At 36.6% G+C, this 20798-nt stretch carries 22 protein-coding genes; 10 read left to right on the plus strand and 12 right to left on the minus strand.

The features are described 5' to 3' along the window. Window position 1 precedes the first annotated feature (1 nt). From ACFSRZ_RS14175 to ACFSRZ_RS14205, 7 genes are all read left to right on the plus strand, one after another. On the plus strand, window positions 2-1060 hold the full coding sequence (locus ACFSRZ_RS14175; protein WP_379667225.1) for a phosphotransferase family protein: 1059 nt from the start codon (window positions 2-4) through the stop codon (window positions 1058-1060). 82 nt (window positions 1061-1142) lie between these two features. After that, complete coding sequence (locus ACFSRZ_RS14180; protein WP_379667226.1) at window positions 1143-1508, plus strand: hypothetical protein; 366 nt, start codon at window positions 1143-1145, stop codon at window positions 1506-1508. A gap of 73 nt (window positions 1509-1581) precedes the next feature. Beyond that, entirely contained in the window at window positions 1582-2337 is a 756-nt protein-coding gene (locus ACFSRZ_RS14185; protein ID WP_379667227.1) for an SDR family NAD(P)-dependent oxidoreductase, read from the plus strand. A 32-nt stretch (window positions 2338-2369) separates the two neighbouring features. Further along, entirely contained in the window at window positions 2370-2975 is a 606-nt protein-coding gene (locus ACFSRZ_RS14190; protein WP_379667228.1) for a LemA family protein, read from the plus strand. A gap of 2 nt (window positions 2976-2977) precedes the next feature. After that, window positions 2978-3418, plus strand: a complete 441-nt coding sequence (locus tag ACFSRZ_RS14195) for a TPM domain-containing protein (protein ID WP_379667229.1) — start codon at window positions 2978-2980, stop codon at window positions 3416-3418. Continuing rightward, entirely contained in the window at window positions 3415-4191 is a 777-nt protein-coding gene (locus ACFSRZ_RS14200; protein ID WP_379667230.1) for a TPM domain-containing protein, read from the plus strand. The genes ACFSRZ_RS14195 and ACFSRZ_RS14200 overlap by 4 nt, the downstream gene beginning before the upstream one ends. A gap of 90 nt (window positions 4192-4281) precedes the next feature. Beyond that, window positions 4282-5169: an SdiA-regulated domain-containing protein gene (locus ACFSRZ_RS14205; protein ID WP_379667231.1), complete on the plus strand. Its 888-nt coding sequence runs from the start codon at window positions 4282-4284 to the stop codon at window positions 5167-5169. Between the two features lie 46 nt (window positions 5170-5215). Here the strand turns inward: ACFSRZ_RS14205 and ACFSRZ_RS14210 are convergent, their stop codons facing one another. Beyond that, window positions 5216-5650 carry a hypothetical protein gene (locus ACFSRZ_RS14210; RefSeq protein WP_379667232.1) on the minus strand — a complete coding sequence of 145 codons (435 nt, stop codon included), beginning with the start codon at window positions 5648-5650 and terminating at the stop codon, window positions 5216-5218. Window positions 5651-6063: 413 nt separating this feature from the next. Here ACFSRZ_RS14210 and ACFSRZ_RS14215 point away from each other — a divergent pair, with 413 nt between their 5' ends. Together ACFSRZ_RS14215 and ACFSRZ_RS14220 are read left to right on the plus strand one after the other, a co-directional pair. Further along, window positions 6064-6447, plus strand: a complete 384-nt coding sequence (locus ACFSRZ_RS14215; RefSeq protein WP_379667233.1) for a fascin domain-containing protein — start codon at window positions 6064-6066, stop codon at window positions 6445-6447. 155 nt (window positions 6448-6602) lie between these two features. Then, complete coding sequence (locus ACFSRZ_RS14220; RefSeq protein WP_379667234.1) at window positions 6603-7424, plus strand: hypothetical protein; 822 nt, start codon at window positions 6603-6605, stop codon at window positions 7422-7424. A gap of 93 nt (window positions 7425-7517) precedes the next feature. Here ACFSRZ_RS14220 and ACFSRZ_RS14225 read toward each other — a convergent pair whose 3' ends face one another. The 11 genes from ACFSRZ_RS14225 to msrB form a co-directional block, all read right to left on the minus strand. Further along, window positions 7518-8186, minus strand: a complete 669-nt coding sequence (locus ACFSRZ_RS14225; RefSeq protein WP_379667235.1) for an ion channel — start codon at window positions 8184-8186, stop codon at window positions 7518-7520. A 181-nt stretch (window positions 8187-8367) separates the two neighbouring features. Further along, window positions 8368-12021, minus strand: a complete 3654-nt coding sequence (locus tag ACFSRZ_RS14230) for a metallophosphoesterase (protein WP_379667236.1) — start codon at window positions 12019-12021, stop codon at window positions 8368-8370. A 183-nt stretch (window positions 12022-12204) separates the two neighbouring features. Further along, complete coding sequence (locus ACFSRZ_RS14235) at window positions 12205-13143, minus strand: L-histidine N(alpha)-methyltransferase (RefSeq protein ID WP_379667237.1); 939 nt, start codon at window positions 13141-13143, stop codon at window positions 12205-12207. Further along, entirely contained in the window at window positions 13136-14266 is a 1131-nt protein-coding gene (gene egtB, locus ACFSRZ_RS14240) for an ergothioneine biosynthesis protein EgtB (RefSeq protein WP_379667238.1), read from the minus strand. The genes ACFSRZ_RS14235 and egtB overlap by 8 nt, the downstream gene beginning before the upstream one ends. 125 nt (window positions 14267-14391) lie before the next feature. Then, window positions 14392-15615 (minus strand): bifunctional alpha/beta hydrolase/OsmC family protein, encoded by a 1224-nt coding sequence (locus ACFSRZ_RS14245; RefSeq protein ID WP_379667239.1) that lies wholly within the window; start codon window positions 15613-15615, stop codon window positions 14392-14394. Then, on the minus strand, window positions 15612-16136 hold the full coding sequence (locus ACFSRZ_RS14250) for a peptide-methionine (S)-S-oxide reductase (RefSeq protein WP_379667240.1): 525 nt from the start codon (window positions 16134-16136) through the stop codon (window positions 15612-15614). Before ACFSRZ_RS14250 ends, ACFSRZ_RS14245 begins: the two co-directional genes overlap by 4 nt. Then, on the minus strand, window positions 16126-16407 hold the full coding sequence (locus tag ACFSRZ_RS14255) for a DUF427 domain-containing protein (RefSeq protein ID WP_379667241.1): 282 nt from the start codon (window positions 16405-16407) through the stop codon (window positions 16126-16128). Before ACFSRZ_RS14255 ends, ACFSRZ_RS14250 begins: the two co-directional genes overlap by 11 nt. A 105-nt stretch (window positions 16408-16512) precedes the next feature. Then, window positions 16513-18063 (minus strand): protein adenylyltransferase SelO, encoded by a 1551-nt coding sequence (locus ACFSRZ_RS14260; protein WP_379667242.1) that lies wholly within the window; start codon window positions 18061-18063, stop codon window positions 16513-16515. Continuing rightward, on the minus strand, window positions 18060-18302 hold the full coding sequence (locus tag ACFSRZ_RS14265; RefSeq protein ID WP_379667243.1) for a glutaredoxin family protein: 243 nt from the start codon (window positions 18300-18302) through the stop codon (window positions 18060-18062). Before ACFSRZ_RS14265 ends, ACFSRZ_RS14260 begins: the two co-directional genes overlap by 4 nt. Before the next feature lie 67 nt (window positions 18303-18369). Next, window positions 18370-18906, minus strand: coding sequence for a peptide-methionine (S)-S-oxide reductase MsrA (gene msrA, locus ACFSRZ_RS14270; protein ID WP_379667244.1), 537 nt, complete (start codon window positions 18904-18906; stop codon window positions 18370-18372). An 82-nt stretch (window positions 18907-18988) separates the two neighbouring features. Continuing rightward, complete coding sequence (gene msrB / locus ACFSRZ_RS14275) at window positions 18989-19432, minus strand: peptide-methionine (R)-S-oxide reductase MsrB (protein ID WP_379667245.1); 444 nt, start codon at window positions 19430-19432, stop codon at window positions 18989-18991. Between the two features lie 138 nt (window positions 19433-19570). Here msrB and ACFSRZ_RS14280 point away from each other — a divergent pair, with 138 nt between their 5' ends. Further along, window positions 19571-20767 (plus strand): Pycsar system effector family protein, encoded by a 1197-nt coding sequence (locus tag ACFSRZ_RS14280; protein ID WP_379667246.1) that lies wholly within the window; start codon window positions 19571-19573, stop codon window positions 20765-20767. Window positions 20768-20798: the final 31 nt, after the last annotated feature.

Here is a 20798-nt window from a genome sequence, read left to right on the forward strand (position 1 = left end):
AATGAGTAATCAACACGTACGAAAAGGAGAAGAATTACCCGAAGCAACGCTCAAGCAGTTTTTACAGCAAAATGAATTGATCGAGTCTATGCAAAGCGATTTACATGTAAAGCAATTTACACACGGCTATTCCAATCTTACCTATTTGCTCAGCATAGAAGAAAAAGAATTTGTATTGAGAAAACCTCCGGTAGGAGCCATCAAAAGAGGTCACGATATGAGTCGTGAGTTTAAAGTACAAAGTGGAGTACAAAAAGGTTTTTCTAAAGTGCCAAAGATGTATGCTTATACAGATGATGCTTCTATTTTGGGAAGTGAGTTTTACCTGATGGAAAAGGTAGATGGAATCATCTTAAATTATAAAGAAGCAAAAAATAGAGACTTAGCACCCAATGCATATCAAACTATTGCCCATTCTTGGCTAGACACTTTTGTAGAATTACATCAACTGGATTATCATGCTGTAGGATTGTCTGATTTAGGAAAACCGGAAGGATATGTAGAACGTCAGGTAAGCAACTGGGGGAAACAATATTTAAAAGCAGCTACAGAAGAAGTTCAGGCAGCACAAAAGGTAATGCAATGGATGGATGAACATCAACCTAAGACATACGAGCACTGTTTGATTCACAACGATTACAAATACGATAATGTTGTTTTTAAAGATGCTAGTTGGAAAAACATCAATGCAGTTTTAGATTGGGAAATGGCCACGTTGGGAGATCCGCTTATGGATTTAGGAACATCTTTAGGGTATTGGACAGTAGCTACAGATCACGATTTTGTAAAACAAGGAATTCCTTCACCAACCATATTTGAAGGCAATCCTATCAGAAGTAAAGTGGTTGAATTGTATGCCCAAAAATCAGGAAAAGACATTCAGAATATTGTGTTCTACTATGCTTTTGGTTTGTTTAAGATTGCAGTAATTGCTCAACAAATCTATTATCGATACAACAAGGGGTTGACTACCGATCCTCGTTTTGCCAATTTGAACAAAGCCTCAGAGTTATGTTGTAATTTAGCAATGAAAGCCATACAAGCACAATCGATAGATTAAATACAATGTCATAACGAGGAATGTAATGACGAAGTTATCTCAATTCTCGGAATCGCAATAACAACACGTAAATATATTTACTATGAAATTGAATGAACAAGGTTTAGAACAATTAAAAAGTTTTGCAGATGATCAACCAGTGTTTATGCTGAACTATTTAAACTATAAAGAAGTAGTTTCAGAAACAGGAAAAACAGGAGCAGAAACCTACAAAGCCTATTTAGAAGCAGCCATGCCTTTCTTTGAACATATAGAAGCAGAGATCATTTTTAAAGGAAAACCAATGGCTACAATTTTAGGCCCGGCAGATGAAGCCCTATGGGATGAGGTGTTGATTGTTAAATATGCAACCAAATATGAATTTTTCAAACTGGCACAGATCAAAGATTACCCTCATGAACTAAGAGCCTCAGCTTTATTAGACTCACGCTTAATATTTTGTAGATAATGGTGTCTGAGCGAAGTCGAAGACACCTGTAATGTGATTTCGACTTCGCTCAATCACCAAAAAAATAAATTTTATGCAAGTAAAAGACAAAGTAGTTATCGTTACCGGAGCCGGTTCGGGAATTGGAAGAGCCACGGCACTGCACTTTGCTCATTTTGGAGCCAAAGTGGTAGTTTCTGATATCGATTTGGAAAAAGCACAAAAAGTAGCCGATGAAATTGTAACAAATTTCGGAGAATCGCTACCTATAAAAGCGAATGTTGCTCAATACGAAGAAGTAGAAAACCTAATTCAGCATACAGTAACAGCATTCGGCCGATTGGATGTGATGGTGAACAATGCGGGAATAGGCCCAAAACAATTGCTAAAAACAGCTGAACATACATTGGAAGATTGGGAAGCTGTAATTGCTGTGAACCAAACCGGAGTTTTTTACGGAATGAAACTAGCTTTGCAACAAATGCTCAAGCAAGGCTCCGGAAATATTGTAAATGTAGCTTCTTTAGCAGGATTAAAGGCTTCGATAAACAATTTATCCTATTCAGCTAGTAAATTTGCAGTTGTTGGAATGACCAAATCAGCGGCCTTAGAATATGCCAAAACAGGCATTCGAATCAATGCCGTATGTCCGGGATACACAGAATCTGCATTGTTGGATAAATTACTGTCTGCCCGACCTGATATGGATACCATGCTAAAGAGTATCATTCCGATGAAACGATACGGAGACGCCAAAGAAATTGCCGATGCAATTGTGTGGTTGGCATCCGATCAAACAAAATTTATGACAGGTCAAACCCTTATTTTAGATGGAGGGACCTCATTATAAAAGCAATTAACTAACATAAAAACAAAGAACAAATGAAAAAATGGTTGCCATTAATAATTATTATAGGACTCATAACTATAGTAGGATTTTGGGGAGTAGGAGTATTTAATAAAATGATAGATATGGAGGGGCAAGCTCAGAAATCTTGGGCTGATGTAGAGAGTTCTTATCAAAGGAGAAATGATCTTATTGGTAATTTGGTAAAAACAGTGCAAGGAGCTGCAGATTTTGAAAAATCTACTTTAACAGAGGTGATCAATGCTAGGGCGAAAGCTACTTCTGTAACAGTAGATGCAAGTAATTTATCTGGAGTAAATTTAGCTCAGTTTCAACAGGCTCAATCAGGATTAACGGGAGCATTATCTAAGTTATTAGTAGCTGTTGAAAGATATCCTGACTTAAAAGCGAGTCAGAATTTCTTGGAACTACAAAGTCAATTAGAAGGAACAGAAAATAGAATCAATGTTGCAAGAGATCGATATAATAATACTGCAGGAGAATATAATATATACATTAATAAAATACCTTATAGAGTAGTTGCAGGAATATCAGGCTTTGAAGGTTTACCGTTGTACAAATCGAAACCAGGATCAGAAAATGCACCAGATGTAAACTTTGATTTTAATAAGAAGAAGTAGTAATGTCTGAATTTGAACACTTTCTTTCTCAAGAAGATGAGAAAGCCATTGTAGCAGCAATTAAAGAAGCAGAAAAGAATACGTCCGGTGAGATTCGTGTGCACATTGAGGCACATACAGATTTTGATCATTACGAGTATGCTCAGGAAGTCTTTGCCAATTTAGGAATGCATAAGACAGAGCTTCGCAACGGAGTGCTAATCTATATAGCCGTAAATGATCACAGATTTGTGATTTTAGGCGATGAAGGGATCAACAATGTTGTAGCAGATGATTTTTGGGAGCAGACGAAGAATATCATGCAAGGACATTTCTTAAAGGGTGACTTTAAAACCGGAATTGTAGAAGGAATTTTGCAAGCAGGTCAGGAGTTAAAAGCGCACTTCCCATATCAGTCAGACGATATAGATGAATTGTCAAACGAAATCTCAAAAAGCTCATGAAAAAGATAGTTTTACTATTATTAATGGGATTTCTATTTGTAGGAATTTCCCATGCACAATACGACATTCCTAAAAAGCCTAGTAAGCAGACCAGCGTTTATGATTATGTAAACCTATTAAGCTCTTCTGAATCTAGACAGTTGGAAAGAAAACTCATTCGTTATTCCGATTCAACTTCTACTCAGATCGTAGTTGTAATTATCAATTCTACAAAAGGAGAAAACATCAACTACTTAGGAGCTAATTGGGGTGAGAAATGGGGCATTGGACAGAAAGGAAAAGACAATGGGATCTTGGTTCTGATGGCATATCAAGATCGAAAAATTGCCATTTCTACCGGAAAAGGAACAGAAGGAAGATTGACCGATCTGATGTCGAAACGCATCATCGAGCAACGTATTATTCCAGAATTTAAACGAAATAGATATTATACAGGATTGGATCGTGGTACCGATGGAATCTTTGAAGTACTAAACGGTGAGTTCAAAGAAGATCGTGGAAACAAAAGATCTAATAAACGAGATAAAATAGGGTTTGTAGGAACCTTACTTTTTATAGTCATCATTTTCATACTGATTTTTTCTAGAGGAAGAGGTGGCGGACGTGGAGGAAGAAGATCGGCAGCCGGAACCATTATGGATGCCATTATTTTAAGCAACCTGGGTCGTGGCGGCTTTGGCGGAGGATCATCAGGCGGAAGTTTTGGTGGTGGTTTCGGAGGCGGCTTTGGCGGAGGAAGCTTTGGCGGAGGCGGAGCCTCAGGAGGCTGGTAACTCAATACAAGCACATAATTTTCTGTTAAAGAATTATTAGGAATCTAACTTGTGGTAAAATCTACAAGATAGATTCCTATTTTTGTATTTATGAAAAATAGAATCTTGCCTTTTTCTTTACTTCTATTCACTTTACTCTTTTTTACAAGTTGTGAAAACTTTGGGCAGTTAGAAGTAAAGACCAAACTTCCAGGATTGATGGAAGAAGTTTCCGGAATTCAATACGATGCTAATGAAGACGCTTTTTGGATGTTGAACGACAGTGGGAACAAACCTTCTGTGTTTTTGATCACAGAACAAGGAAAAGTCTTACGAGAGCTAAAGATCGATGCAGCTAATAACGATTGGGAAGACATTACCATGGATGAGGAAGGGAATTTGTATGTAGGTGATTTTGGAAACAATGCAAACGATCGAAAAGATCTACGCATTCTAAAGATTAAAAAGGAAGATTTAAAGAGCAAAAAGAAAATTCAGGTAGAAAAGATCTATTTCTCGTTTCCTGAGCAAAAGAAATTCCCTCCTAAAAAGAAATACTACGATGTAGAAGGTTTTTTTGCTTGGAAAGGAAGTTTTTATGTGTTTACCAAGAGTCGTGTAAAGAACAAAATAGGAAGAACATTCTTGTATCGTGTGCCTAATATACAGGATTACAAACCTGCTGAAAGCTATGGGGTGTTTCCTGCACAACGCATTGCTGATTTTACTACTTGTGGAGAAAAATACTGTTGGATTACCGGAGCAGACATTACGCGTGATGGAAGCAAAGTAGTGTTGATCAATCACAAATCGGCTTGGGTGTTTAGTGGTTTTACAGGAGATAATTTCTTTTCAGGAACAGCTACAGAATATCCGTTTGATCATTCCTCTCAAAAAGAATCTGTGACCTTTAAAAACGATACTACCTTATTTGTTGCCGATGAAGATGAAAGAGGTACAAGCAGAGGAAGAAATTTGTATCGATTGGAGTTGAAATAAAAAAACCTTTGAAATTCAAAGGCTTTTTATTTATCTAGATCGTTGATTACCTTGGTAGGTCGTCAATTTCCATTTTGGTTAACACACAAGGCATATCTTCTCCAAACCCTTGTATGGTTACTTCTCCTTCTCTCATTCCCGGTTTTAAGGAGATATTTACATTTGCTACAACATGTCTCTTTTTGTTGAAGTCGTAGGTCATGGTTCCACTTCCTATTCCGTTTACAGTTGTATATCCTGTGCTTCCGTTGAACTCTGCTACACCATTGTAAGTTAATGATGTATGCGTTGTGGTTCCCCAAAGAGTGGTGATTTCCATTTTTCCTGAAGCTTTTAATTCTCCAACTTCAGAAATGGTTAAGGTAAAAGTTCCTTGTGGTGCGTTGATTGATCCTGGTGTGTGGAAGGAATATGTTCCTTCAAAAACGACTCTTCCTTCTCCTAAGGCGAGTATATCTTCATGTGAATTAGGTGTTGCCATGATTGCAAAATATTTTAATAATTAAACTTGTTCTTTTCGGGGTGTTCCCGATCAAAATAAAAGTAGGTCAAAACAATACCGGATGTAAGCGTATTAGTCCTTGGATAAAAAATGGGGTGTTTTTACTTAGGTATTTTACTGGAAACAAGTATTTTGACTTTTTTGGTTGTGGTTGAGAATTCTTTTGTAGTAAGATGTTGGTGCTTATGAATCACAATTCGTTTGATCGTCAGGTACTTCTACCTGTTTTTTCAAAACAGGTTGTTCTACTCTAGGAAAGGTCTTTGTGTTCAGAGAAATTTGTGTGACATCAAAAAAGATGGGGGATTTTAAATTTTTTTGATATCAGGCGGACTCTGAAAAGCCTATGAATAGAGTAAGAAAAAGAAAATAATCAACTAAAAATTTTAATTATGCGTATTACATTAGAAGCTCTTGGAGCTGAAAAAGGACAGTACTTAAGCCACGCTTTAGATAGAGTATGGTTGCAAAACGGAGTTCAAGGAGAAGGAGAAGTTTTTGTTCTTGAAAACTTAGGTGGAGACAGAGTAGCTTTGGCTTGTACAGGAGGAGAAACCGGAAAATACTTAAGTCATGCTTTTGGTAGACTTTGGTTACAAGACGGAAATCAAGGAGAAGGAGAACAGTGGGAAATGGTAAACCACGGAAATGGAAATGTTTCTTTCAACTGTCTAGGAGGAGAAACCGGAAAAACATTAAGTCATGCCTTTGATAAGATGTGGTTACAAGACGGATACCAAGGAGAAGGAGAATTATGGGCTATGAGAGAGGTGTAAAACTTCTTTAAATATACATAGAGAAAACCTGAACATTTGTTCGGGTTTTTTTATGTTGGGGTTCCTAACCATTTTTAAAATCACGTATTTATACGCTCAGTTACATCTCTGTTGATCAGTAGTTTTAAATGCTATTAACTTAAAACTTTTACATCATGGCAAACTTTCAAATCGCAACTTGGTACGATACATGGAACGCAACAGGGTTACAAAATCTTGTCGATAAAAAAGTTCCTTTAAACTATGCAACTCGCTATAATTTGGCTTTCGGAGAATTGGCAGAAATAGGAACCGGAGGTTATAGTGTGCATATGACCGGTAAATATGCCGATCAGGTAAAAAGTCAGATTCTTTCACAAACCAACAACGGAGTAGAAATCTATGCAGGCTTGGGAAGCACAGGAATTGTAGATGCTGTTAATGACAATAAGAACAATAATAACCGTTCTTCTGTAAACATTGCCGATTGGTTGTCTACCAACGGGTACAAAGGAATCTCAATAGATGCAGAAGATCTAACGGTAATGAAACAAGTACCTACTTTGATAGAACAATTGAGTTCAGAGTTTGACAAAAAAGGATTGGGAATTGCAGTTTCTGTACCTTGGCCGGGTAATGGTCCGGAATATTTATACGGAAAAGGAGCTGTAAATATCTTTAACAAGTACGTGCAATACTTAGAATTCCAAGATTACTCGTCTTCAGGAACTCCAAATGACGTTTCTCCTTGGACTTCCAAAGGAATAGAAAAGAGTATAATTATGGGAGGTGTAAGTACTGAAAATGGAATCTATCAAACTTCACTGGCTAACACAGAAAGCTGGACTTTATATGCTTTGCAAAATGAATTGGGAGGTATGTTTAGTTGGCGTTTAGATAACGATCATGGTCAAGATGGGCAACAAGAAGATGTAGATCCTACATTCACAGGAGCCAAAAAAATCTATGATACGGTACAAGCATATTTTAAAAAATAATAACAAAATTAGATTGAGTTTGTCGAGGCTGCTGCATACGCTTCGATAGACTCATTTTTAGAATCGTAGTAGACTTTTTGAGATATAGAAATACTAATCTTTAGAAGAATGCTTGATGTATTTCTCTACCACTACGGCTGTAATGATTACCGTATAAAATTGCCCCATTAAACCAACCAATATAGCTGCTTTTTGAGCGATAGGAGCAATGGGAACAATATCTCCATATCCAATGGTAAGCATGGTGATGTACGCGTAATACAACAAGGAATCTAATTTATTAGCAAGATCAAATCCTTGTTCTGTAATTCCTGCAAAAGACCCCGGTTGGTATAATTCGATGGATGAGAACATGAAGAAAGCAATGAATCCTAATGAAATATAGCCACTCATCAATCCCACAATTACATTTCTATTTACTCGCTTTGCTCTCCATACTTGTCGGATAATACTAATGGAAACCGAAGCATAAAAGATAAAGTAAACAACGAGTCGGATTCCAAAATTCGATTCCACATCGTTTCGCTGAACAATATCTAGACCATATACTACCAGAGAGATGATAAACAAAGAGGAATACAGCCAAAAAAGAACTTTGGTCTTAGAGATCATCAAAATTCCTGAAGCGATATTGATTAGAAATAATATTGGTACCAAAACCTCTTCAAAAAATGAAGGAGGAAAGATCAGTGAACCAAATAAGATTGATAACTGACTGGTGAAAAAGATGAGAAATCGATATTTAAATAGTTTTTTTATCATAATACAAAGCTATTACATTTCCCAGTGAATACCTTCTTTGATCATCTTTGCCGGAAATCAAAAAAGGAAACTTAATCGCTTACCGAAAGGGAAGATATTTTAAGTTGAAAACTATCGATTTAATAGTTGCCCTTCTAAGAAACTTGAGATATTTAGACATCAAATAAAATCATATTAATTTTTAAAACCCGAATCCAATAGCAAAGGCAATTCGCATTCCGTCATCACTGTTAAATGCTGCGATACTGGCCGACATTAGATCTGCTGCATCAAAGATAAAACCTCCACCTACTGAAGTATTCCAATCTCCTGTAGGTAAACTATCAGCCCAAACCTTACCGTAGTCAAACCCACCGTATAATCCGATAGTTAGCGGCAATAATCCGGTTTTAAATTTCTTTACATTGATGCGAATGTCGGAACTTTGGTAGAAAGAACTCTTTCCGATAAAACGATCAAAACGATATCCACGCAATCCGTTACGCGCACCTAAACGTGCTCCTTGATAGAATTCAAAATCATCACCAAAATTGATTTGCCCACCTAATTTCGTGGCAAAAACAATACGTCCGTTATCAGTTAATTTATAATCAAATGCAATGGAAGGTTTGAAGTATCCAAAACCTCTAGACTCATCGATGTTGGATTTGTATCCCAAGATCAAATCTGTTTTCATGCCTAAAGTAGGGAAAGCAGCATTATCTGTATTGGCAAAATGATAACTGAACTCTCCTCCAATAAAGTTCTGATTGTTAAAGACAGGATTATTGGCTCCAAAAGCTGTTTCAATAAATCGTCCGGTAGTACGCTCTACTTCAATAGCTTCATAAGTTGCTGCCAATCGAACCAAAGACCCTAGATCTCCTTTCCATAAGAGCGAAGTGCCAAAACGTAATTGACGCATTTTTACTCTGTTGAAATCTCTATCAATAGCATCATTATCCGGTTGTGGGTTGATAGATTGATTTCCAAATCCGAAAAAATTGGTTGCAAAATTAGGACTGGTAAACGAAGCGTCAATCCCCAGATTTGCTTTTCCAACTACATTGGCCAACTCACCACTATAATTTAGCTCAAAACCACTGGTAGCTAAATAAACAGCTCCGCTAATGTTGTGTTTGTATGTGAATGGATTTCTTTCAAAACCATAAGACATATAAGTATGAGATGCTCCGATTTTTAAACCGTCATCCGGGTTGCTTCCAATACTTGGTAAGAACTGACGTGCATTTAATTTTAGTTTTTTATGATCGTATACATTGGTTTCGTAATCATCCGTTAAGCGCTTTTTTCCTTTGTTGGTAATAAACTTACTCTTCTTGGATTTGTGATCGTATACAATGACTTTTGTTCCATTCTGAATGTCGTAGGTGTCTTTGTTTTGCCCACCTACAATACGAACTTTGATGTAGTTATTCCCATTTCCTTTTACCACAAACTGATCGTCATCATCCAGTCCATAGATCCAAATTTCACGAGTGTGCTTTCTGTCGTATACCTTCTGATGAATCACATCACTTTTCTTTCCTTTTTTGATGCGGTATGCCGTTACTTTGGTTTGCCCGTTTGGCATACGCTCTACATCAAACCAATCATCTTTATCAGTACCTTTTACCACCTGAAACTTGTTCATGTGTTTGAAATAAGTATCTGAGATCTTTTGAAGATTGGCTCTACGTCCTTTTAATTTACGTTTGATCTCTTGAATGGTCTCATCATTTACTTCAGTTGGAAATTGAGCAAAAGCATTATTAATAACCTCATCTGTAATATTGTTTACAATCAGTTTTACTTCGGCATCCCAATCCGCTTTTACAGCTTCATTGATCAAGGCCATATCTAAAGGATAAGGCTCTAAGTTGAATCCAGGAACGTCTCTTAGATCTTCGTCATAAGATTGCATTAAAGACAATGTGGTCATTACTCTGGTAGCAAAACCTAACAGAAAACCATCTGCCATGATAGAGAAAGCTTGATCGCGATCACGAGGAACAGGTCTGTATATTGTTTTCTTTCCTTCTTTGAATTTTGCCCAACGCCATTGATCTTCATGACGATCCCAATCACCAATCAACATATCAAACAAACGTGCTCGGATGTATGCTTTTTCATCTACTATCTTGTCTTCATCTTTATGAATCTCTTTGAGCATATCGTCAGTACTGATCAATTCATTAGAATATCCAAAACTTTGTTGATTACCATGACCGTCAGAAGCTCGTTCTTCGATCATATATAGTTCGTCTCCAAAATCGGCATTGTACATTCCCAAAGCATTTTGTTTAGGAACGTAGTACAATACAGGGTTGGTATGATATACACCAATAGCATCTGCCAAAGTTCCTATTACAAAAGGAGCATACGGATGCGCTCCGGTAAAAACATCTTGTAGCAACCCTTGCGTGTAAGTATCGTTAAACTGACCTTCTATATATTGGTCTTTGAATGCTACAGCTTGCAAGTACTGAACTGCATTTTTACGCAAAGCTCTCATGACAAACTCACGACCGTCTTTGTCTTTTAATCGTAATGATTTAGATTGATTACCTCCTCCTTTTCTAACGGGTTCTAATCCTCCAAACAAAGTATCTAAACTTACAGTTGGTGCTTTTACTTCCGTTCCATAATACTTTCTGTAGCGATCACCCCAAAAGAATTTGTAACTCCCTCCTTTATTTACTTCTTCTTGAGTGTAGATAGAAGCTGTTTTTGAACTTGGAAATTGATCAGGATATGCGATCAATTGCATAGGCTTATTCGGGTTGATTACTGTAGTTTCAAAACTAGGATTTTTCTTATCAACAGTAAAGAACTGAACATGAGAAGAACCGTCTTCGTAAATGATCAATTTCGCATATCCTTGTTTTCCTTCTGCATATAAGCCTGATTTGGTCAAGCGAGTAGGATTTTCCTTAGATCCTGATCCACTTACAATTTGAGGAATATTGTCTTCTACTATGTATTGTAAACTATGTTCATGCCCGGAAACAAAAATGGTTTTCTCATTTTGCTGTGCTAGGTTAACAATGCGCTTCTTTAACTCGTTGTATTTTTTATTCTGCAGATCAGCATTAGAAATCCCGGAAGTTTTTCTCAAAATGTTTTTGATGCTTCCTAAGATAGGAAGAGGTTTTAAGTGACTTCCAAAAGAATAGTTTCCTCCATGGGATCCCATAGTAAATAAAGGATGGTGCATGGCAACAATGGCTGTTTTTCCTTGTGCTTTTTTGAGCAAGCTTTTAAATTCATCAAAGAACTTTGCACGGGTTTTGATCTCGCAATCGTCGTTTATTTTCGGATGATTGTCCCAGTTGGTTACATACCAATGCGAATCAACAATGATCAAAACAATATCATCAGAAATATTAACTTTTTCAATAGGGCACCCATTTTCTGGTAAGAAAGAATTTTTACCCAATGCTTTTTCTACGCGCTTCTCTTGATCTTTCAAAGCATCCATTCCACTATACCAATCATGGTTTCCGGGAATGAAAATTGTTCTTCCGGCATAGGCTTTTCCTAGATCGATCTGTACATCCAAACGATCTTTAGATAGCTGATTTTTCTCTAAACCTTTCGGATATATATTATCTCCCAAAAACAAGAGCGTTCCGTTTTTGTCTGCACTGCTTAATTCGTTCTTCAGTGCTGCCAAGGCAGGAGTTCCATTTCTATCAGCAGAATTACCGGCATCACCTATAAGATAAAAGATATGTGAAACTTCTTTTTGATCCTGAATACCAATGGGTTGTTGGTTGTATTGTGGTTGATAAGTAGCACAGGTGATAAATAAAAAAGTACCTGCAAGCATTAAAACCTTTTGTACATACTTCATAAGTCTCTTGGAATTGGTTGATACATTAAAAGTAACAAATAAAAGGTATAGTAAAATAGGATATAGGTGGTATTTTGTTGGACTACTGGTCAATTGTACAATAATCAATTAACAATTCTCATGAATCAAGAATTCTTGGTAACTGAAAACTGACTATTGATCACTGATTGTTGTCAATTGTATTTATTTTTCCCATAAACTATCTACAAAGTAATGTTTGCAATCCAAAAAGTTCTGCTGAATTGTAAAACCATTAACTTCAGCTAATTCTTTAAGTTCTTCCAATGAGTATTTCTTTGAAAGCTCTGTCCAAATCAGTTCATCGTAACGAAAGTCTATGGTTCTATTGAGCTTTTTAATATTAACCTTTTGATTACGGAGGCTTACAATATAGCTCTTAACATCACCTGTATCAGGATCGTAAAAACTATAAAAATCAAAATCATCTATTTTAAAATCAGCCTCCAATTCTCTGTTGATACGTAAGAGTAAGTTTAAGTTGAATTTCTTTGTGATTCCGCCATCATCCAAATACGCTTTTTGAACAATAAGAGGATTCTTTTTCAAATCAACACCAATGAGGAGTTTGTCTCCTTTTTTCATGTTTTGATTGAAGAGACTTAGTAGTTTATTGGCTTCTACTTCGATGTAATTTCCAATATTACTTCCCAAAAAGAGTAGTAAACTAGGTGTGTTGTCTTGCTTTAAGTCATTTAAGACTTCAAAGTAATCACCCACTTTTGCTTGAATAGATAAATTAGGCAATCGCTCTAATAATTTGTCGGAAAGAGTATCAATAGCTTCTTGTGAAATATCAATAGGGACATAATGAAATGCAACATTTTCATTGACCAAATGTTCAAGTAGTTTGAAGGTTTTAAAACCATCGCCGGCTCCTAACTCAATAATATTAAAAGGTTGAGCAAAGCCAACCGTGTCTATAATCTGTTTTGATTGCAAGGACAAGATTTCAAATTCACTATCTGTCAGGTAATACTCCGGCATATGCATAATCTCTTGAAAGATCCTGCTGCCGTTGTCGTCATAAAAATATTTTGATGATAAGTATTTGTGTTTAGCCGATAGGCCTTCTAGCACATCTTGTGCGAATGTTTCATCCATGTTTTACTAATCGAATGCCCGAATACAACCATCTCATATCTGGATGGAAGAAATTTCGGTAGGTTTTTCTACTGTGATTTTTTGAGGTTGATAAAGCGGCTCCGCGCAATACCATTTGATTGATCATAAATTTTCCGTTGTATTCTCCTAAAGCACCTTCTGCTTTTTGAAAATTTGGATAGGGTAAATAAGCACTATTGGTCCACTCCCAAAGTTTTCCCCAATCGAGTTGGTCTGCTGCAACTTCCCATTCAAACTCAGTAGGGAGTTGCATGTCTTTCCACGCGGCAAAGGCACTAGCTTCATAAAAGCTGATGTGTTTTACAACTTCGTTTGGGTTTACTTTTTCAAAAGCATGGAGATTGTAATGATGCCATTCTCCATCTACCTGATGCCAATACAATGGTGCTTTAAGTTCGTTCTGTTGTACAAAATCCCATCCTTCTGCATGCCATAGATTAAAGTCTTGATATCCTCCTGCTTCTATGAATTCTATGTATTCTTGATTGGTGATCAATCGATCTGCAATTTCAAAGGAATTAACGTATACTTTGTGCCTCCCCAGTTCATTATCAAAACAAAAATTGTCACCTTGATGACCAATTTCATATACACCTTCTTCAAACGAAATAAACTTTAAGGGTATGTTCTTTTGAGAAAAATCAAAGTTGTTTTCAATACTGGGAAAAGTAGCCTGATTTCCTAGAATATATTTGATATCATAATGCATCAACTCTTGATGCTGTTGCTCGTGTTGTAGGCCTATTTCTATGATATCTGCAACATTTCTAGAAAGGTCAGAAGCCAAGAATTCTGTCATCTTTTCATTTACAAATGCACGATATTCATATACCTTCTCTACAGAAGGTCTGGTCATCAACCCTCTGTTAGGACGCAAAACACGTTTTCCTACATTGTTGTAATAGCTATTGAACAAGAAGGCAAAATCTTCATCAAAAACACTGTAGTTTTTGGCAAAATTACCTAAAACAAATTGCTCAAAAAACCATGTGCTATGAGCCAAATGCCACTTAGGAGGAGAGACAAATACTTGTGGCTGTACCGAATAATCTTCATTGTTCAGGCCAGCGCAAATGTCTTCCGTATGTTTTCGAATCGACAAAAACCTGTCGAGTAAAGTTTGGTTTTTCAAAATGTGATAGCTTGTCAGGTCGAGCGGAGTCGAGATCCTCTTTATTTTAAATATAAATTGTCTCTCGACTCCGCTCGAGAAGACAATTTAATAACTTATTCTTCAATTACCATTGTGTCAAATACAACTCCTTTTTCCAAAGTTCTGTGTACCGGACAACGAGATGCAATTTCTTTTAATCGTTGTTTTTGTTTTGCATCTAAGTTACCAACAAATTTTAATTTTTTGCTCATGTGATCTAAATAACCGGGATTTTCTGTGTCTATTCCCAAGTCATCACTATGCTTCTTGGAGTTGGTAATGTATACAAATACCTCTTGTAGATCCCATCCTTTACGTTGAGCATACATTTTAAGAGTCATAACCGTGCAAGCAGCTACAGAAGCATTCAGCAAATCGTATGGAGAAGGACCAAAATTGTCGCCTCCAACAGATTCCGGTTCGTCTGCTACCAAAGCATGATGTTTGGTTTGCAAATAAGTTGTAAAATTATCTTCAATCAAATTCAAATGCCCGATCAATTTTTCTCCTTCAGTATCTAACATTGTATTTTCTTTTGCAGGAAAATAACGTTGAACCCAAGTTCCAATAACTTTTCCGGCATACTGGCTGTCTTTTGAATCAGATAACAAATGGTCTGCACCATCTAAAGAAACAAAGCTCTTTGGATGATGGGCTTGTGTATACAACTTTTGCGCATTTTCAATACCTACGATCTTATCAAAAGGAGCGTGCATGATCAGTAATGGTTTTCTTAACTCTTTAACGATCTTAGGAAGGTCTGTTTTGTCAAAATTCTCTACAAACTCTTTGTTGATGTTAAAAGGTCTGCCACCAATGTTTACTTCTACATTTCCTTTTTCAGGAAGACTCTCAGTTCCATGAGAGAACAGGTGTTTTACATGATCTACAGTTGCAGGAGCTCCAATAGTTGCAACAGCTTTAATGTCGTCCAACATAGAAGCAGCTACCAACACAGCAGCTCCGCCCAAAGAATGTCCAACCAATAAATTGGGAGTTCCAAAATTGGTTTTAATGTATTCATGTACATCAATAAGATCTTCTACATTGGCAGAAAAATGACTGTCGGCAAACTCACCTTCACTTCTTCCAAGGCCTGTAAAATCGAAACGAACCACGCCAAAACCATCTTTGGCAAGTGAACGACTAACATTTCTTACGGCTGTTAAACTGGAACTACAGGTAAAACAGTGGGCAAAAATGGCATAGTAGTTAGGTTTTTGATTTGCCGGTAATTCTAAGAAGGCATTCAAATGCAATCCTTTACTGTTTGGGATATTGAGTTTGATCGTTTTCATAATACTGGTTCCCTAGGTGTTATTTTTTCTGGGTTGATGTTTTTGCTAAACTTTTGCATTAAGAGCGAAAGTTTAGGGTTGATATAGGTTTCGCAAAAAGGCTTTTTCGGATTGTTATAATAGTAATTATGAAACATCTGATCCGAAAACTTAAAATCATAAAAAGGTAAAACTTTGGTGATGATCTTTTTTTCAAAATCTTTTTGCGTCTCTTTGAGAATCTCTGTAATGAGAGTTTCTTGCGCTTCATTAAAGAAGTAGATTGCAGATCTGTATTTCGTACGCATCGAGTGTTCGCTAGTGCTTTTGTGTGTGTACAAATGAATCTCGATCAATTCCTTGTAAGAGATTTGTTGAGGGTCAAAATGCACAATTACAGCTTCAGAAAATGAAGTTTCATTTCCTGTGGATGCAATAAAACCTTGAGCTACCTCTGCAACTCCGATGAGTGATTGAAATACGGCTTCGGTACACCAATGACAACCACCACCAAATCCAATTTTTTGCAGCTTATTTTTCAACTTTAACTCCTCTCCAGAAGGCTACATAACCTTCTATGTGCTTTGCATGTTCTGAGGTTTGCGGATAATACCAAGCGGCATTGTCGTTTTTATTTCCATCTACATCTACATGGTAGTATGATGCTTGCCCTTTCCATGGACAAACTGAATGCAGGTCACTGGACTTAAAGAATTCTTTTTTGATGCTGTCGGCAGGAAAGTAATGGTTGTTTTCTACAACAACGGTTTCATCACTTTCTGCGATAACTGTGTTATTCCAAATTGCTTTCATTTTGTTAGTGTTTTGCTGTCATTTCGAGCGAAGTCGAGAAATCTCTTTTAAAGCATTTATTATAAGATGAGATTCCTCCACTTTGGTCGGAACGACAATGAGTTTTTATGAACTACAAGACAGCATAGAGCAACCGACTTTGTGTCTGGCCCATTCAGGCCTTTTGGCAAACCATTGTTCAGAATTCGGTTGTTCATCGTATGGTTTTTTTAAGAGCTGGTAAAACTCTTCAATGAGCGTATAGTCGCCATTATCTGCTTTGTCAATCGCCATTTGTGCCATATAGTTTCGTAAGACATATTTGGGATTGGTTTTGTTCATTTGTTCCTTTCGTTGGTCGTAAGAAAGTGTCTCATCTTTCAATCGATCTGCATAGTCTGTAAACCACTGATTCCATTGAGTTAACACGTGGTCTTTGATTTCAGAAGGAACATAAAAAGCATCTTGAATGAGTTGAATTCCTTCTTCCGGGGTCTCTTTTTTGAAATTACTTAGTTTTCTGAAAAAGATGGTCATGTCAGTTTCAGAAGCGTGCAAATTGTGTTCTAAAGCCATGATTAGATCAATATCAGTGTTTTGCTCTGTGACTAAGCCTAGTTTAGAACGCATCATGTTTTGTGATTTGACCTCATAGTTGGTTTTGTAACTTTCCAAAATTGTCTCCAAAGGCTCTGCATCTTCGATCAATGGGAATAAGGCATTGGCTAACTGATATAAGTTCCACAATCCAATATTGGGTTGATTCCCATATCGATATCTTTTGTGTTGCCTGTCTGTTGTGTTGGGTGTCCAACCAAAATCAAAACCTTCTAACCAACCATAAGGGCCATAATCGATGGTCAACCCTAGAATAGACATATTATCCGTGTTCATAACTCCATGTACAAAGCCTACTCGTTGCCAGTGAATGATCATGTCTAAAGTTCTGTCTGTTACTTCTTGAAAGAATTTCAGATAGGTTTCTTTACCGGGCTCTCCCAATTCCGAAAAATGAGTTTTGATCGTATAATCGATTAAGATCTTCAGGTTTTTTATGTCATTTCTGGCAGAAAATATCTCATAATTTCCAAAACGTAAGAAAGAAGGAGAAACACGAGAAACAATAGCACCTTTTTCATAAGCCGAGTTTCCATCGTACATCATATCGCGCAAAACCTTATCTCCGGTCAAACTCAAAGACAAAGCTCTAGTTGTAGGAACTCCCAAATGGTACATGGCTTCGCTGCATAGGTATTCTCTTATAGAAGATCGCAATACGGCCAATCCATCTGCACTTCTTGAGTAAGGAGTAGGGCCGGCTCCTTTTAATTGAATAGCCCAATCATTGATTTCACCTAAATTGATGGCTCTTCCATCTCCTAATTGTCCTGCCCAATGGCCAAATTGATGTCCTCCATAACACATGGCGAAAGGTTTGGAATTTGGCAGTACAGAATTTCCGGTTACAAAATCTAAGAACTCTTGTGAGTCTACATCTTTATCTGAAAAACCTAATCTATTCTGCATTTCTTTAGAAACATGAAGAAGTTTAGGTTCAGATGTTTTAATAGGTGTTACAAAAGAGTACACAGATTCTAGTACCTGACGTCTGCTATTTTCTAAGTTAGAATCGCCAGGTAAGTTTTCTGTAAAATGATTTTTAATATCTATGTTCATTGTAATTTGTCAATCCATTTGGTAAGTTCTTGATCAGAAGGATTTCTCAACTTTTTGGAATTGATCGTTATGGTTGGGAAATTCAACCTTCTATTAGTATAGAGGTTTCTCAATTCTTCGGCATGATCCTCATTCTTTTCTACATCTAAAAACTCGAAATCCAACATATGCGCCTCAAAGAAGCGCATATAATGTTGGGTTTTATGGCATCTGTCTGCGCCATATAATTTAATATTCAAAAAATTAACTTTCATTTACTTAAACACCTCTATAATTCTCTCAAAGGGATGAATATAAACGTGCTTGTTATTTTAATTTATCTGCATGCAGCTTTCTCAGCTTTTGCAGTTTTGGTGTAATTACAAAGCTACAATATCCTTGTTGCTGATTATTTCTGTAATAATCCTGGTGATACTCTTCTGCTTCGTAGAAAATATCTAAAGGACTAATTTCTGTTACGATCTTTTGATCAAAATACGAAGCTAGTTCTTGTACTACAGATTCTGCAGTTTCTTTTTGTTCTTCGTTATGATAATAGATCACAGAACGGTATTGTGTTCCTACATCGGCTCCTTGACGATTTAATTGTGTTGGGTCGTGTGTGGTCATAAAAATGATCAACACATCCATATACGAAATTACATCAGCATCAAAAGTTACCTGAATAACTTCTGCATGCCCTGTTAATCCTGAACAAACTTCACGATACGTGGGTTTGCCGGGAGCATTTCCGCCGGAATATCCGGATACTATTTTCTCAATTCCTTTTACCTCTAAGAAGATGGCTTCTGTACACCAAAAACATCCTCCGCCAAATGTGGCTATTTGTGTGTTCTTACTCATATTTTAAACCTGTCATTACGAATGAAACGAAGTAATCTCAATGAAAAGATTGCTTCATCCAGTTCGGATTCGCAATGACCTATTAATTGATTAACTTCATTGATTCTGAATTGATACAATAGCGCAACCCGCTTGGTTCCGGTCCGTCAGGAAATACATGTCCTAAATGACCATCACAGGTATTACACATTACTTCTACACGAACCATTCCGTGCGAAGTATCTCTTTCATATTTAATTGCATTCTCTTTGATGGGTTGCGTAAAACTTGGCCACCCTGAGCTTGAATTAAATTTGATCGTAGAATCAAATAACGGTGTGTTACAACAAATGCAACTGTATGTTCCTTCTTCGAAGATAGAACATAACTCACCGGAAAAAGGACGTTCGGTTCCTTTTAAACGTGTGATTCTAAATTGTTCTGGAGTTAATAACTTACTCCATTCTTCATCTGTTTTTTCTACCCTTTTATCTGGGGTAGAGTTGCCATTCACGGCAAAATGAATGACATCTTTCCATGTGATCATGAGAAATAATTTAACGTAATAAATTTATTGAAATTTAACTATAATAAGTACGACTGATTAGACGTTTTGCAAAGGCAAATCTTACAAATTCGATAAGACGTTAATTTTATTCCTAAATTCGTAACAAATAATCTTTGTATGGAGACTTTACTTTTAGAAGCCGAAAAACATGTTTCTTCTTTACTGAATAATGAGCTAAAACATCACTTTTTATATCACAATCTAGGGCATACACAACGTGTGGTTGCTGCAACGAAAGAGATTATAGAAGGTGAGCAAATTGGAGAAGAAGATGCCAACAAATTGATTATGGCGGCTTGGTTTCATGATACCGGCTATACAAAGTCTATAAAAAACCATGAGGAGCTAAGTGTAGAGACTGCTACAAAGTTTTTGAAAAGTCATGACGTTGCAGATGATTTTATTGATGGGGTTTCTCATTTGATCATGGCAACAAAAATGGGATATGAACCTTTGAATCATCTAGAGAGAGTGATTAGGGATGCAGATTGCGCTCATTTTAAAGATAAAGATTATTCTGAGGTAGGTGAGTTGTTGCGAAGAGAATGGGAATTGAGTCAGGATAAGCGTTATGATGATATTGAGTGGATAAAAGAAAATATTTCTTTCTTTACCAAGCATCACAGATATTATACAGATTTTGCTTTGGAAAATTGGCAAGGAGGTAAGGACAAAAACTTGGCTTCTTTGTTTAAGAGTTTAAACAAACAAGAAAAGGAAAAGAAGAAAAACGAAAAGAAGGCAGAGGAGCTGGCTTTAAAAAAGGATAAAGCAAGACTGCCGGAGCGTGGAATTGAAACAATGTTCCGTGTTACTTTAAGAAACCATATTACGTTGAGTGATATTGCAGATACCAAAGCCAATATTTTACTATCGGTAAATGCCATTATCATTTCATTAGCCTTATCTAATCTATTGCCAAAACTAGATAATCCGTCTAATGGTTATTTGATCGTACCAACCATTATTTTTGTGTTGTTTACCATTGCATCGATGATTTTATCGGTATTGGCAACCCGTCCTAATGTAACCCAAGGGAAATTTACTAAAGAGGATGTTAAGCAGAAGAAAGTGAACTTATTGTTCTTTGGAAACTTCCACAAAATGAAACTGGATGAGTTTGAGTGGGCTATGAACGAAATGATGAAAGACAAAGATTATCTTTATAGTTCTATGACCAAGGATTTATACTTTTTAGGGTTGGTGTTGAATCGAAAATACAGTTTACTACGAACTACATATACCGTATTTATCATAGGAATAGTGATTTCCGTAATCGCTTTTGCTATTTCCTTTAAGTCACAAGGAGCGTAACAATGAACCAATAAATAATTGATTAATGATT

It is taken from the genome of Pseudotenacibaculum haliotis, assembly GCF_042684245.1.
GTDB classification, from domain to species: domain Bacteria; phylum Bacteroidota; class Bacteroidia; order Flavobacteriales; family Flavobacteriaceae; genus Polaribacter; species Polaribacter haliotis_A.

Coding starts and splice junctions, on each gene's coding strand:
- ACFSRZ_RS14175 (WP_379667225.1), top strand. CDS start 2: ATGAGTAATCAACACGTACGAAAAGGAGAAGAATTACCCGAAGCAACG.
- ACFSRZ_RS14180 (WP_379667226.1), top strand. CDS start 1,143: ATGAAATTGAATGAACAAGGTTTAGAACAATTAAAAAGTTTTGCAGAT.
- ACFSRZ_RS14185 (WP_379667227.1), top strand. CDS start 1,582: ATGCAAGTAAAAGACAAAGTAGTTATCGTTACCGGAGCCGGTTCGGGA.
- ACFSRZ_RS14190 (WP_379667228.1), top strand. CDS start 2,370: ATGAAAAAATGGTTGCCATTAATAATTATTATAGGACTCATAACTATA.
- ACFSRZ_RS14195 (WP_379667229.1), top strand. CDS start 2,978: ATGTCTGAATTTGAACACTTTCTTTCTCAAGAAGATGAGAAAGCCATT.
- ACFSRZ_RS14200 (WP_379667230.1), top strand. CDS start 3,415: ATGAAAAAGATAGTTTTACTATTATTAATGGGATTTCTATTTGTAGGA.
- ACFSRZ_RS14205 (WP_379667231.1), top strand. CDS start 4,282: ATGAAAAATAGAATCTTGCCTTTTTCTTTACTTCTATTCACTTTACTC.
- ACFSRZ_RS14210 (WP_379667232.1), bottom strand. CDS start 5,650: ATGGCAACACCTAATTCACATGAAGATATACTCGCCTTAGGAGAAGGA.
- ACFSRZ_RS14215 (WP_379667233.1), top strand. CDS start 6,064: ATGCGTATTACATTAGAAGCTCTTGGAGCTGAAAAAGGACAGTACTTA.
- ACFSRZ_RS14220 (WP_379667234.1), top strand. CDS start 6,603: ATGGCAAACTTTCAAATCGCAACTTGGTACGATACATGGAACGCAACA.
- ACFSRZ_RS14225 (WP_379667235.1), bottom strand. CDS start 8,186: ATGATAAAAAAACTATTTAAATATCGATTTCTCATCTTTTTCACCAGT.
- ACFSRZ_RS14230 (WP_379667236.1), bottom strand. CDS start 12,021: ATGAAGTATGTACAAAAGGTTTTAATGCTTGCAGGTACTTTTTTATTT.
- ACFSRZ_RS14235 (WP_379667237.1), bottom strand. CDS start 13,143: ATGGATGAAACATTCGCACAAGATGTGCTAGAAGGCCTATCGGCTAAA.
- ACFSRZ_RS14245 (WP_379667239.1), bottom strand. CDS start 15,615: ATGAAAACGATCAAACTCAATATCCCAAACAGTAAAGGATTGCATTTG.
- ACFSRZ_RS14255 (WP_379667241.1), bottom strand. CDS start 16,407: ATGAAAGCAATTTGGAATAACACAGTTATCGCAGAAAGTGATGAAACC.
- ACFSRZ_RS14260 (WP_379667242.1), bottom strand. CDS start 18,063: ATGAACATAGATATTAAAAATCATTTTACAGAAAACTTACCTGGCGAT.
- msrA (WP_379667244.1), bottom strand. CDS start 18,906: ATGAGTAAGAACACACAAATAGCCACATTTGGCGGAGGATGTTTTTGG.
- msrB (WP_379667245.1), bottom strand. CDS start 19,432: ATGATCACATGGAAAGATGTCATTCATTTTGCCGTGAATGGCAACTCT.
- ACFSRZ_RS14280 (WP_379667246.1), top strand. CDS start 19,571: ATGGAGACTTTACTTTTAGAAGCCGAAAAACATGTTTCTTCTTTACTG.